This window comes from Streptomyces sp. NPDC048419 (assembly GCF_043200415.1).
Taxonomy (GTDB): domain Bacteria; phylum Actinomycetota; class Actinomycetes; order Streptomycetales; family Streptomycetaceae; genus Streptomyces.
The window spans coordinates 12,555-26,182 of sequence record NZ_JBICXT010000041.1 but is presented as its reverse complement, the minus strand read 5'-3'; the positions used below and the strand labels follow the sequence as shown (position 1 = coordinate 26,182).

General features: G+C 66.0%; 7 protein-coding genes and 2 pseudogenes. 4 read left to right on the top strand and 5 right to left on the bottom strand.

Features of this window, described 5'->3' with window-relative positions:
* The first annotated feature begins 286 nt into the window (after window positions 1-286).
* Entirely contained in the window at window positions 287-721 is a 435-nt protein-coding gene (locus ACGFYN_RS43550; RefSeq protein ID WP_393871547.1) for an SSI family serine proteinase inhibitor, read from the top strand.
* 9 nt (window positions 722-730) lie between these two features.
* On the opposite strand, the pseudogene ACGFYN_RS43545 reads toward ACGFYN_RS43550, so the two are convergent.
* Window positions 731-849, bottom strand: a pseudogene (locus ACGFYN_RS43545) (IS5/IS1182 family transposase); the annotation flags it as partial.
* 808 nt (window positions 850-1,657) lie between these two features.
* Window positions 1,658-1,808: pseudogene (locus ACGFYN_RS43540) on the bottom strand (transposase); the annotation flags it as partial.
* A 483-nt stretch (window positions 1,809-2,291) separates the two neighbouring features.
* Here ACGFYN_RS43540 and ACGFYN_RS43535 point away from each other — a divergent pair.
* The gene (locus ACGFYN_RS43535; protein WP_393871546.1) at window positions 2,292-2,471 is read left to right on the top strand and encodes a hypothetical protein; all 180 of its coding nucleotides are present in this window, start codon (window positions 2,292-2,294) and stop codon (window positions 2,469-2,471) included.
* Window positions 2,472-2,584: 113 nt separating this feature from the next.
* Here the strand turns inward: ACGFYN_RS43535 and ACGFYN_RS43530 are convergent, their stop codons facing one another.
* The gene (locus ACGFYN_RS43530) at window positions 2,585-3,193 is read right to left on the bottom strand and encodes a hypothetical protein (RefSeq protein WP_393871545.1); all 609 of its coding nucleotides are present in this window, start codon (window positions 3,191-3,193) and stop codon (window positions 2,585-2,587) included.
* 2,697 nt (window positions 3,194-5,890) lie between these two features.
* Here ACGFYN_RS43530 and ACGFYN_RS43525 point away from each other — a divergent pair.
* On the top strand, window positions 5,891-8,785 hold the full coding sequence (locus ACGFYN_RS43525; RefSeq protein WP_393871544.1) for a putative adhesin: 2,895 nt from the start codon (window positions 5,891-5,893) through the stop codon (window positions 8,783-8,785).
* A gap of 693 nt (window positions 8,786-9,478) precedes the next feature.
* Here ACGFYN_RS43525 and ACGFYN_RS43520 read toward each other — a convergent pair.
* On the bottom strand, window positions 9,479-9,850 hold the full coding sequence (locus tag ACGFYN_RS43520; protein ID WP_393871543.1) for a DUF1330 domain-containing protein: 372 nt from the start codon (window positions 9,848-9,850) through the stop codon (window positions 9,479-9,481).
* Between the two features lie 1,272 nt (window positions 9,851-11,122).
* Window positions 11,123-12,031: a LysR family transcriptional regulator gene (locus tag ACGFYN_RS43515; protein WP_393871542.1), complete on the bottom strand. Its 909-nt coding sequence runs from the start codon at window positions 12,029-12,031 to the stop codon at window positions 11,123-11,125.
* A gap of 255 nt (window positions 12,032-12,286) precedes the next feature.
* On the opposite strand from ACGFYN_RS43515, the gene ACGFYN_RS43510 reads away from it, so the two are divergent.
* Entirely contained in the window at window positions 12,287-13,105 is an 819-nt protein-coding gene (locus tag ACGFYN_RS43510) for a gamma-glutamyl-gamma-aminobutyrate hydrolase family protein (RefSeq protein WP_393871541.1), read from the top strand.
* Window positions 13,106-13,628: the final 523 nt, after the last annotated feature.

Genomic DNA, 13,628 nt, shown 5'->3' with positions numbered 1-13,628 from the left:
CGTATTGGCACAGCTCGGAGTTTCGGAGCGAGAGGCCATACCCCCTACAGATCAGGTCGTTTGGCATCTGTGCTCGCCAGTCGCGCCTTATGCCAGGCGGGGCGCGGTGAACGGGCGCCTACCCCTTTTAGCTGCGAGACAGCGTGGCCGGTCGGGCCGCTGGTTGAACGGCTGACCGGGTCCGGATAGCAGCGGTACGGAACGCCTCAACCTTCTTCTCCTGAGACGGGAACGGCACAGCGGGTACTTCGGGGCTCTCAGCACCTCAACGGATGGGAGTTGCACCATGCGACCAGTGACGCGCCGGACCGTGGCAGCAGCTGCGCTCGCCGCAGCCCTGGCAGGCCCGTTAAGCCTGCCCGCCCACAGCGCCCCCACCTCGCTGTACGCCCCTTCCGCCCTGGTCATGACCACCGGCCGTGGCGAGAACGCCAGCACGGCCGCGCCGGACCGCGCGGTCACGGTGAACTGCGCGTACACCACCACCGGGACGCACCCCGACCCCCGGCAGGCCTGCGCGGACTTAGACCGAGTGAACGGGAACCTTGACCGCCTGGCCACCCTCCGCAGCAATGAGGCAAAACCCCCTTGCACGATGGAGTACCGACCTGTGGTCGTCACCGTGCAGGGAGTATGGCGCGGGACCCGCGTGAACTACGAGCACACGTTTGCCAATTCGTGCATCAAGGACACTCAGGCAGCACTGTCCCTCGTCTTCTGAACGGGACCCCCCTTTGAGCGCGCGGACACTGACGGAGTCGAGGGCGAAGCCGACCAGTCCAACCCGCCCTGCACTCCGAGCGCGTCGAGGACGACGCGGCGCAGCCGGGCCAACACCCGAGCCTGGCTCCGCCGCGGCAAGTGCGCGTAGACCGCGGGCCAGGCCGGCCCGACCTCACCGCATATCCTCTGGGTCTTCTTACGGGGTGTGTGGCGCACGGCAGGGATCCTGGCGTGGACAGCGTGCCGATTGGAGTCATACGGGAGGCGCCCACGGCCGGCACGTCGAGAGCCGGAGGCCGTGAGGGAAGCCGCGGCAGTGGGCGTGATCTGCGGGATGTCGCGAGCGGGCTATCGATGCCGCATACCGGAGATTTTGCGGACCCTCCGCGCCATCGAACTCCTCGAAGCCGGGCCCGTGTTTATGCCGGCCTACACCACCACGTCGGTGGGCGTGCGCAGCCAGGGCGGTGGCCTCAGCTCCGGCGCCCGCGCGGCGTACCTGCGGAGCCTCGCTGTGCGCGGGTGCTGTAGGGGTGGGGGGGGGGGGGGGGGGGGGGGGGGGGGGGGGGGCCGCGCCCCCCCCCCCCCCACCACCCTCCGAGAGGCCCGCACCGACCGCTCGGAACTCTTCCTCGAACTGGGCCTGACTTTAGCGCACTAGATGACCGGTGGTGAATATGCGGGCAGGAATTGGCATATTCGGTGCGCTGTGCAATCTTCATCATTTAGAGGCATGTATGATATGCGGCTTCAAGCGTTGAAAAGGAAAGGATGCGGTGTTGTGGACCGCTCAAGCTGCGCCACGCTTAATGCGCTTGCCCTGAATATGTCATTTCCCTTGAGGTTCGAATCGCATTATATGCGAAAGGCTTTGCTGAAGTTCCAGGTAATCTCAAGCGCCATCTACTTTTGAGCATCCGGTAACCCCGCCCAACTGGGAGACCATCCGGTGATTCACCCGGGCCTTGCAGTAGGCGGCGTCCACGAACACGCAGGGGACGACGGTGTGAGACAGCGGCCGGTCCCGGATGAGGGCGACCTCCGGTATCGAGGTCCTTGCAGATGCGGGAGACCTCGGACTGAGATGACCGGTGGAGCGTTGACCGTCGCCTCGTGGTCGGCGGGAGGCGACGGCCGCCGTGCACGAGAACGCGCGTCGCCCCCTGACGCATGTCCTCGCGCGGGATCGTCCGTGCGGCCCAAGGGGCGTTCGGGAGCGCACCCCTTCTGAGATCGGTCGCACGGACGAGGCCTGGGAGCCTACGGTCGTTCGTCTCGGGGGCTTCGGTCTGCGGCAAGAGTGGTTGTCGTCCGGCATGGAACCTGGAAGCTTGAAGACTGGGCCGCCTATAGGCGCTCCCCGATACTGCGCTGCTGGGATTCTGAGCTGGGACAGACGCAAGGCAGGGTGTTCCCGGTGGTGCTGAGAGCGGAGCTTGGTGCGGTCCGCGCGTGTGCGGGCCTCCTCTGTGTTGAACGAGTCGTGACAGCGCCCAAGTTGCCGTGTGTGCTTGCCTGTAGCGGCAAGAGGGGGACGCTGTCGTTCAGCGCGGTGGGGGAGCTGCGAGGTGACAGTGATCGAGTACCTTCTGGTCGGAGGGGCTGGCGGGGCGCTGATCGAAGCGGTCGCCTTTTTCAATCGGCAGGCCTCGTTGTTGCTTAAAGCCCTGCTGCTGAGTTGGACGTATGTGGTCCGCTCCGCCGTGAGCCTCTTCGCCCCTACGGCCTCCCGTTCTCCCGGATCTTGACGTCCATCGCGCCCCTTGAGCTGGGGGTGTTGCCACAATCACTGGAACTCAAAGTGCGGGCCCGCTTCCCGACCAGAAGCCGTTCTCCACTGCACTCAATAACCCGACAGCCGTTAAGTTGACACTCCTTCCTTCGGCTGCGCCTCGGGCGCGGGCGCGGTGTAGAAGACGGATTTGCCTTGCTTGGTGCGCTCGACTTGGCTTTTGGCCACGAGCCCTTCGAGGGTGACGCGCACGACTTTCGTCGCGATCCTGCGTTCGGGGTGGGCCTGGCTGAGCGCTGCGGAAATCTCGGCAGCCGAGCGCGGTCCCTTCTGCCCGAGGAGGTGGCGGCGAATGAGCTCGACCAGAGTGGGCGTTGTCCTCTTCGTGGCGCCCGCCCCCTGGGTCGCGGGTTTGCTGTCCGCTGGCCTTCCTCGTGCGGCGTTGGACTCGCGTGCACTGTGCTTGCCGCCGGGCGCCGTGCCGGCCTTGCGCCGAGGAGAGGGCACCGCCGCACCCTGCGACTCTGCCGCAGCCTCGGTCGGCGTGGGTGCGGCGCCGAGCGCCTGCTGCATGTTCATCAGCACGGTGTGGTCGTGCTGCAAGGCGGCAAACTGCTCTTGTAGGGAGGCGATTTCCGCACTGACGCGTTCCTGCGCCTTGACGTTGCGCTCTAGGTCGCTGGTGACTTGGGCGGCGTACTGCGATGTCAGTTCTGTGGGGGTCGTGATCTCGGACATGGCGTTGGCCTCTCCTCGGCGTATGGCCCCTGATGTTGCGGGGCTGCAGCGGACTGGGGTGACGCCCCGGTCGGCTGTCTCGCTCCGGCTAGGACGCTGCAAGTACCGCGCGTTGTCTTGGTGTACAGATGGTACAGACAAGCAGTGGGAGTTGTTCTTGCCGTGCTTCCTGCCTGCGTCCACAGTCCTGGCACGGTGCCGGCCAGAGGCTGTATCCGGGACGCATCCGCCCCTGCGGCTGGGGCAGCTGCAAAACCACCTCGTCGGTCTCGTGGATGTGATGCCCTGCCCTCGGCATGCGTGAGCTGCGGCCTTCGGCTGCGGCGGCGAAGTCGTCAAGGACGGCGACGGCTGCCGCTGGGATGCCCGGCACGCCCATTTCGCGCCCCGGCGCTTTCCCCGCCTGGACTTCGCGTAGTTGTCCGCCGGCACCGTGCGGACGGCTCGGTCGCCCGAGTCCTCACGAAGATCATTCGCTCGGTTCTGATCATCGTTCCCGACCAGGTGCCGGCGCCGCCGAAGAAGCCGAAGGGCCCCGATGGCGATGATGCTCCGGTGACCGGGCGATACGCCTGGCGAGAGACGCGCCGACGCCAGTGCTCGCGGCGGTCCGCGTCGGGCATGCCAACGCCGAGCACAAGCAGTGGCGCCCGCTGCAACGCTTCCCCGGACGCCGCGAGCACTGCCCCGACACCCACCAGGCCATCGCCGGCCCGGTCTGCGACCGCGCCGCTCAGCGGGCCAGCCGACACAAGCCGAGCCCCGGGCCTGTACCCTCAACACAGCAGCCTGCTGAATCACCCACCAGCCAAACCTCCAGGCCAGCATGGCCGAACACCAATAGCCGACAACGTCGTACGTCGTGCTGGGACAGGGCCATCGCGTCACCTCTGACTTCAACCTGCTTCTCTACTGGGAGAGTTGTGGCTGCCCCTGCCCACGACCAGGGGGCTATGGGAAGATCGCTGTTACACCACTCGGTGGCACACCCTCATTGCGTCACCCCCAGGGCCTCGGCGGGCTTCTCCGCCCGGCGCGTCGGGACGCCAGTCGGCAAAATCTTGCCCTCAACTCATCAGGAGTGGCAGGCACCTTGACCAGCCATGGAGCTCGAAGAGGAAACAACCAACGACCTGATGTCACTGGGACTGGCCCGCTACGAGGCACGGGTCTACCTGGCACTCGTCCGTCGTGGTTCCTACAGCCGCCGAGGTGGCCCGGGAGGGCCGACGTGCCGCGCCAACGCGTATACGACGTGCTGGATACGTTGGTACGGAGACAGTTGGCCACTTCCCACCCGGGGCGAGTGGCCACCTACTCGGCCGTCACACCGGAGTTGGTCCTCACCCGGCTGATGGCTGTGCAACGGGAGTCCGTCGAGCGGTTGGAGCAGGTCTCGCAGGGGCTGGCCAATGTCTTGCAGCCGCTGTGGTCCCGGGGGACGAGGACGGCGAGCTCGGCGGTGATCTCGTCGGTCAGCTCCAGCGAGCAGGGTGTGCGGCTGGTACGGGCGGCGTTCCGCTGTCACGGCCGTGTCGCGGGCTTCTTCGCCCGGAAGCCCACATTTCATGCCTCAAATTCTGGTCAGGTAGCGTTTGCGGCTAAATTGCGAGGGCCAGATCCTGAGAGCAGGAGGCGAGCAGTTCAAACAGTTTCAAAGATCTAGCGCATTTTTGAGGAGGACCTATGCCGACGCCTCAGGAAGGTGACAACACCATAGCCCAGACGGTTCAGGACTCGTAGATGGAAATCCGCCGCCGGCGGGGGATATCTTCACCACTCTTTTGACGGAACTGGCTTTGCCAGAAGAGGCAAAGGAACCCGCAGTCGAATTGCCAGCTGATTCCGGGGCTTCGGAGCTGAGCGATATGGCATGATCGCCCGGAAGAGCACGTCCACGAAAATTACGACGTAGACGATCCCCGCCAGGTGGCCACGTCGATGAAGTCGGCGGCCCACCTCTCGCTCGGCCGGGACGCGGTGAAGTCGCGCCTGAGCGGGCGGCCGCCCGCTCAGGCCCGTCATCGCGCACGGCGGTTCGGATCTTCTGCCGTGACGGGCGCCCTCCAAGCCGAGCTCGCGCATCAGCCGGGCGACCGTGCAGCGGGCCGCGGCTGTGCACTCGCGACAAAGCTGCCGTCAGACCTTCCGGACTCCGTAGGCGCCGTGGTTGTCGGGATGGTGGCGTGGAGCTGAGACGCCGTCGCTGTGTGGATATATGGTGGGTGATGACGGGGCCGTAATGTGGATGGCTCCGGGAGTTTCTTGTGGAAAGGTAGTCTCCTTGGTATCCGAGAGGATGGGAAAATGTCTAATGAACATATTCCCCCAAGGCTGTCTCCTGAGTCACAGCAGGATGATATTCCCCAGCTGGAGCCAGACCGGGATGACACAACCGCTCCGGTAGGCGGGGCACCTCGGCAGGCACCACGCCTCAGCCTTGCGTTCGTCAGGCAGATGATCACTCACGTCGTCGCCGAGCTGCCACCGATGCCCGACAGCCCGGAGGCAATGGTTGTGTACGAGCGGGTGGCATCGGGGCTTGCGTCACCGGAGCCACGGTCCCCTTCGGGGCCCAGATCGCCCTCCGGGCTATCACCAGAGCCGGCGTCACCGGAACCGCTGTCCCCGGCAGGGCCGCCGTCGCCGGGGCTACCGCCAACGACGCCCACGTCTCCGCGGCCTGCGTCACCCTCGGTGATCAGGGAGGACTTTGAGGAGGGTATCGACCAGCCGGAGCGAGAGCCGCGATCGAAGGAAGCAGTGAAGCTCGGGCTAGCCCCGCGGAAAGAGGAAAAAAGGCGAGCTCCAGCTGCGCTCAAACTTCCCCTAGAAAAACTCCTAGACAAACTGCGGACGCATAATTCTGAAGCATTGAAGCGCCTTGAGTCGGGTGGCAGCATTGACTTCTCTATACAGGTCCTGCCCGATGGTAAAGGGTTGGCCATGGTTCTTCTTGCCCCTCCGGCTCAGTGGCCGGAGGATCTCCAAACATCTGCTCAGGGCAGGATTACCATGGCGCGAAAGGGTAAAATGTTGGGGCGAGACCGGGGAGAGATCCAGGTAGCAGTGACGGGTATCGGCGTCACCGAAAAGCAGGTCACGGATCTGCTTACCTTTACAAAAAAGAAGAAGACGGTCACGGTGTCCCAGTGGTCCATCCAGCAGGAGGGGCACAGTTATCGTGTGTATGAGGACCCTGACGGTGATCTGTATGTTCAGCCGTCGGCGGGGCAGGTCAGGTACGTCCTCGACGGGCAGGGAAGCACCGTTAAACGCGAGGGCGCCCAATTCACCCAGGGCTCCTTGCGGGGGGTCGGCGGAGGCCGCCTCCGTCTCGGACACCCCACCGCTGTGGGAAGCACGGCCCGTGTGGGCCCAGAAGAGAAAAAGAGGGGGCTCGCAGTGGCCACCGGGACGGAATCGGCCACCGCGCCCTTGACCGTATCGGCTGCCGAGCCGGTGGAACGGGAGTTTGCGGAGACGGTGGGCAGGTTGCTCGACCAGGTGGCGAAGGTGCGCACGGCGGTCGGGGAATTGGCCGATGAGACGGAGGAGGAAGTCAGCCTTGAGGTTATGGTCTACCAGCCCCGGGTGGAGGAATTGCGCGCGGCGCTACGCCACCGACCTTTGACACTTGGCGAACGGGAAGCGGATTCTGCCAAGTGGGCCAAAGAACTGATACAGACGTGGAGGGGCCCGGTCGCCCAGCTGATGGAGGCGGCCCATAGCCCGGACTGGGAAACGCTGACCCAATGCGAGCTTGCCTACGACGAGGCAGTAAAAACCTACCGGCTCGGGGTCAACGGACGGGAAAGTCCCGCCGCGCGGCAGATCCAGGCCCGCTTCACCACAGCGGTCGCCGAGCTCCGCACCTGGCAGTCCAAGCGGGGGCGGGTCAGGATGATCGCTGACCTGTTGCAGGAGGCCTCGGTCACGCTCAAGGAGTACCAGGACGCCGGCCCGCTCGAGACCAAAGCCACTGGCACGCTGCGCCCGGAGCTGGTGATAGTCGCCCACGGCGATTACCAGACGGGGGAGCAGGAGACGTTCGTCCCGACCGGTTGCACCATCCACACCCTGACTGAGCGGGACTCGCCGGCGCTGTCGGGGTTGCGGACGGCGGCGGTCGTGGATGATCTCACCCCGGTGCGCGAGTATCACGCTGAATCGGCGATCCCGAACTTCAAGCTGAACGCATTGGGGAGCGGAGATATCAAAGGGATGAACGAGTTTTTCGAGGCCACCTCAAGGCCGATCCGGCGGCGAGTGATCGCGGTGGGCGGCACCCCGGTCACCGCCAAGGCCTCTGCCCCGCCCGGGGCCGGCCCCGGGCCGACCACGCTCAAAGACGGGATCCGCATGTGCGAGGGCACGCCAACGACGTGTGCCCCTGCCGCTGGCGTCCACAACTGCACTGGCCTGCTGGGCCAGCTCTCCGGCACAGTGATCTTGACCTCGTGCACCGCGCCCGCCCCGACAGGGCGCCGTGGGACATGGGAACAAAAGAACATCTCACCGCGGACCGCCACCGACCCCGGGACCGGTGAAATCACCGTCGTCGGAGGAATGGAACCGTGGGTGGCCGATCAAATACGTGCCCACCCGCAGGTGGGCAGCACGCTGGCGGTGGCCAAGCATTGGATGCAGGTCTTCCAGCGCGGGGCCTCTAAGGGCGATGGGCGGACCTGGCGGCTGCTGAGCGAGGAACGTCGAAGAGATTTGGCCGTTGCCCAGCCCATCGACGAGCTGCTCAACCGTCAAGACAACATCTGGATCAAAACCCCCGGCCTGGAACGTCCCATCCAACGTGAGGGCAGGCCCCGCGACAGGAGCTGGCCGGCGTGGCGTGTGACCACCCAGGCTGAATTCGACGCCTTGATGGGCACCACCCCCCCTTGCGAGATCCACATCACAGACACCCTCGGCGAAACCCTCGCCATCAGCCGCAGCACTCCGCACCGCATCTTCGTCTCCGGTACTCGTGGAGCCGCGATCGTCAGCGTGAGCGGTGGCACCGTGGAGGCCGAAAGCGCGGCCACGATCGCCGCCGTCTCCGGTGGGCGCGTAAACGCCCGCGACCGAGTAACCGTCACCACCGTCAGCGGCACCAGCACCATCGTGGAGGCCGACGGCGAGGCCAGGATCGGCACTGTCTCCGGCGGGTCGGTAACCGCCCGCGGAAAAGCGACCGTCGAAACCGTCACAGGCGGGTGGGTGACCGCACACGGACCCACCACGGTCACCACCGTCCGCGGCGGAATAGTCACCGCCAAAGGCCTGGGAACCGGCCCCCCGACCATCATCACGACCGTCAGCGGCGGTGGCGTGACCATCGGCGGCAGCGCCAAGGTCGACACCGTCAACAACGGCGGCACCGTGAACGCCGAGGGCACGGCTACCGTCAGAATCGTCAACACCGGCGGCACCGTGAACGCCGATGACACCTCTACCGTCACCACCGTGAATGGCGGCACCGTAACCGCCCGCGACTCGGCAACGATCACCACCCTCAACAGCGGCACCGTGTACCTCAGCGATTCGGCAACGGTCACCACCAACAACGGCGGCACCGTGAACCACGTCTCGTAGGACGCTGTTGTCAACCGATCAAGATGACTATTGGTTCGCCGCGGATGAGCTCGGCGGGCTTGAGGTCGTGTTCGGTCAGACGCGGGGATGGGGGGCGGTCGTCTTCATGTCCTGCACGGTCGCCTCGGTCGTGTACACGTCCGTGATCAGATTCGGCACCGGACTGTCCCGCCTCCCCAGGCTCCGGCGCAAGTGTGGGAGCTTTCCGTGGGATGGACCTTGTGGCCCATCCAGAAAACCCCGTTGGCCGCCCAGTGGGCGTCGGGGCGTACGGTGAGGCCAGGCGCAGATGGCTGGGCGGGACGCCGTCGTCGGTCTCCCGCTTCGGACTCGTATCGCCAGGCTGCCCTTCGGGAACGCTGCCCGGGCCACGCCACGGTCTGTTCCGGATCTGCAGCAATCCCCTCGGCTGCCTCGAGCCAACGCCACCGCACGACGACCACACGGATCTGTGTCCGTGCTGGGGGCGACGTTCGTGGGACGGTCCCGCAGTACGGAGCGGTGTGGTCAGTGGAGACGGTCCGCAGAACCGGCCTGGACGACGCGAAGGTGTCTCGCTACACATCGCCACGCTCTCCACGGTCATCGAGCGTGAAATCCGTCCGCGGCGCACACCTCGCATTGCCACGGCCAACCATGCGCGAGCGGCATCTGGCATGGAACAAGAACTTTGCGGCTGCCTGCAGCGCCCTCCTAGAGGTCTGTGATCATCGGCACACAGCAAAGCACCGCTGTCCGTGCAAGACCCATAGCGCGGTCCTTTCGGGCGGAGGGATAGTCGGGATGCGAGATCATTGCCAAGAAGGCATCCCGAGAGGGGTACCCCACAGCCGCGAGAGCGTCCCAGTCATGAATGGTCTGATCTCCGATGAACACGTGGCGAGGTTTACCAGACCATAGAATGCGCCCACCAACGCCCTCCAAAAGCGGCTTCACTGCATTTTGGTAGCGGATGTATGCTTCGGGCTCGTCGCTGAACTTCAGTAAATTGACCATCACAATTCCCCCCTGCAGGTCACTGCTCACGAATTCTTCCATCTGCTCCTGCGACGGCTCGATGAGCATATGCGCGTACCCTTCCGTGCGTGGCGGCAACCGACTCCTGCGAGCGGCCGGTCCGGAGACCGGGCCGCAAGCGACCACATTGTTGCACTCGAAATGCAATGAGTGTCAACCGGGCGTTGCGAGGTCCGCCGGCCAGAGGGCTGGTCTGGATGGGCGGACGGCCCGTGTCGCGGCCGGCGCGAACCGGCGGAGCCTCGCCGTCGCCGTCGCCGTCGCCGTCGCCGAGGTCGTGTCGGGGGGTGGGGTCGGGCTGAACGGGCGGCGCGGCAAGCTGCACCGGCCTTCGCGGATGCCGGGTCGGCTGTGATCGTGGTCGGGCATCGTGATCGGCTGGCCCGGTTCGAAGTCGAGCACCCGGACGCCGTACTCGGGCTTGGGGTCGCTGCCTGGTCGTGCTCGGTCGCGCCCAGAGCGTCAGCGATCTGGTGCGGGACGTCACCGAGGTGCTGACCTCGATGTGCGCCCGCCGGTATGGGCGGCGGACGGCGAAGCCACTCCGCGCCGCGGCCGTGGCGATGGGCACCGCGCGGGCGGGCCGCCGAGTGAAGAGGTTCCGGTCCCGGCTCCGTGGTCCAGGCATACGTGTTCGTCCTGGATCCGGACGCCCGCCAGGAAGCTGCGCTTGGGTGGCAATGCGGCGCGTGCCGCCGGCAACCGGGCGGTCGGCTGGGCGACCGCGTCGTTGTGGTCGCACCGGTCCGGGGAGACATACGGGATCGGTAGGAACGAGCTGACCGAGTGGCGGCCGTGGTCGCTGCCCGCGCTGCGCAAGGCGTGCAGAGAAGCCAAACATCGGCCCCCGGTTCACCGGGCGGTGGGCGAGGGGTAACAGAGAATTCCAAGAAGACGTACGACGCGGGCCTGGCGAATGCCGCCGCCGCATTCGACAGCTGCGCGCCGAAATACCCGGGAAGCCGAGACTTGACCACGGTCGGTCTCCACAAACTGTGGCATCGGTGAGATCCGGCCGACCAACCGTCGGTCGGGCAAGCCACACGAACCGGAGCTGTTCCGCGGCGGTCAGCAGATGAATGCCCGTCGCCGTGCGCACCCGGGCGCGTCAGCAACTTTGTGTAGGTGGAAGCAATCAGCGAAACGTGATGGCCTTTGCCTTCTCGCGTAGTTCCGCTCGCCTTCGATTCGTGGAGAGGTCACCGCGGGGAACCCGCCAACGCCATCGCCCCGGCAGGCGCTCAAGAGCGAGCGAAAGCACTGTCATGCATGCGTTGAAACCCGCTCAGCCGAAACCTGAACTTCCTTTGGAACGAAGGTTCACTCCACGGCTTCCTGTGCTTCTTCGGTCAGCAGCCGCTCGAGCATGTCGATGGCTCGCGGCCGGTGCCGCGTGTCAAGCCGCACTGTGTACACAAAGCGGTTCAGGCACGGATTGACCAGAGGCTTCGCCACGACGTCGGTCGCGCCTCGCGGCAGGGCCAGGCGTGGCAAGAGCGCCACACACAGCCCAGCGGCGACGAAGCCCAGGATGGTGTTGAAGTCATCGCCCTCGTACTCCATCTGCGCGGCGAAGCCGGCCGACTTGGCCATCTGAGCGAGCAGATCGAGTCGCAGCGCCGCCTCCGGGGCGGCTATCCAGGTCTCTGCAGCAAGGCTCGCCAGGTCAATTGCCTCGCGGGAGGCAAGGATGTGGTCTGCCGGCAGGACCGCCACGACCGGGTCGCGCACGACCAAGGTCCGGCGAAGCGTGCGCGGCGGCACGAGGGGGATGAAGTCGTAGTCGTACGCAAGGGCAAGATCCAGATCACCTCGATTGACCCGGGTGTAGCTCGGCCCGGGCTCGAGCTGGACGAGACTGACCTGAACATCCGGAAATACCGTCTGAAACTGGGCGAGCGCCCTGGGCACGATGCCGGTGGAGGCCGAAGCGAAGGCGCCAAGCCGTATCCGCCCCGCCGTGCCCGCCCGCACTGCACGAAGTTCCAGCGAAGCAGCTGCCAGCGCGGTGCGCACCCCCTGCTCCGCCTCCAGAAGGATGCGTCCTGCACGCGTCGCCCGCACCGGACGACGTTCCAACAGCCTCAGTCCCGCCCGCCGTTCGAGCTCGGCAACCTGCTGGGACACCGCCGGGCAGCTATAGCCCAGCTCCTGGGCCGCCGCGGCGAACGAGCCGTGACGGACTACGGCTTCAAGAGTGGCCAGCAAGCGAGGGTCAAAGGTCTGCACAGGGTAAGCGTGGCTTACCCCAAGCGAGGATCAAAGGTCTGCGCGTGGTTAAGCGTGGCTTACCCACCATGAAGATGTCATTTCTTGTGCTTAATCTCGCTGGTTCGCAAGATTGGTCGTGCAGGACGGAGCCAGGGCCAGGCCCCAGTCAACCTGCACATGGCGCCCCGTTGGGGTGCTTCCTCACGCCGCGGAAGCCGGCATCGCCATGCGAGCCACGCGTCCCAGACGACGGCACCAACGAAAGGGCCTCACATGGGCATCCCCCTCATCGGAATAACTACCTACCTTTCACCGGCACGATGGGGGGTATGGGAGCTGCCGGCCGCGGTGCTGCCGGCGGCGTACTCGCATGGCATTCAGGCTGCTGGAGGCCTGGCGGTGCTGCTGCCTCCTGACGCCCCAGCAGCTGCAGCAGACCTGGTCTCCCGACTGGACGGCGTCGTCCTGGCCGGCGGCGAGGACATCGATGCGGCGCTGTACGGAGCCGTCCGCCACCCGTCGATGGATGCCCCCGCGCCGGCACGTGACACATGGGAGCTCGCCGTCCTGCGCGCCGCCCTCGAACTCGACCTGCCCCTTCTGGGCATCTGCAGAGGCATGCAACTGATGAACGTGCACGCCGGTGGCACCTTGATCCAGCATCTGCCGGAACACGTCGGGCACGAGGGCCACAACCTCCAGCCCGGCATCTTCACCCCCCATGTAGTCACCACGATGCCGCACACACGGATCGGCCGCGTGTACCCGGACGCCACCTCAGTGCCCACCCACCACCATCAGGCGATCGACCGCCTCGGCGACGGTCTGACCGTGACGGCACGCGCCGAGGACGACACCGTAGAGGCCGTTGAGTTCGCGGGCCAGACCTTCCGCCTGGGTGTGCAGTGGCACCCCGAAATGAGCCCTGACCAGGCGGTCCTTGACGCTCTTGTGGCAGCAGCACGCGCCCCGGCCAGCACAGCCCCAGGAGAGGCCGAATGCGAATGCACAGCGGCCACTCTCCGCGAAGTTTGGGCGAGGCAGCACGTAGTACCTGACGCATGGAAGCGACATCGGCAACCAAGCTACTGACCCAACCCTGCCCCGTGGGGCGTTTCGCATTATGTTTCCCACGCGCAAGCGCGATCAGTGCGCAACTCATGCGATTCTGTCGCCTTCGTCAACCATTGGCCCAACCTGAACGCACACGGCCGCGACCAGGCGCGCCACGGCGGACATACGCACCCGTCGTACCCGGTCGGCGGTCGGTGCAGCGATAGGTCACCGCATGCCTGGCGCCCACCCACGACGCCCGCAACGGGGCCTTCGCCGGTAAGGCTCCGCTCGGTTCATGCGCCGTTGCCGAGCGGGCGCGCCGGTCCCGGCCGTTCCTACACCCCCCCCGCGGGCGGTCGGGACCTGGCGACGGTGATTTCCTGCACCGCCGCACGTCAGACCTCGCTCACCCGCCAGGACCGGGCCGCAGCCACGCCCCTGCCCTGATCGGCCGCGGCTGTACCGCAGCCGCGGCAATGCGCTGGACCGCGGACACCATTCAGGAGATCTTGCAACGCATTGACATATTGCACATATAGTGCAATCTTTGGTGAATCGG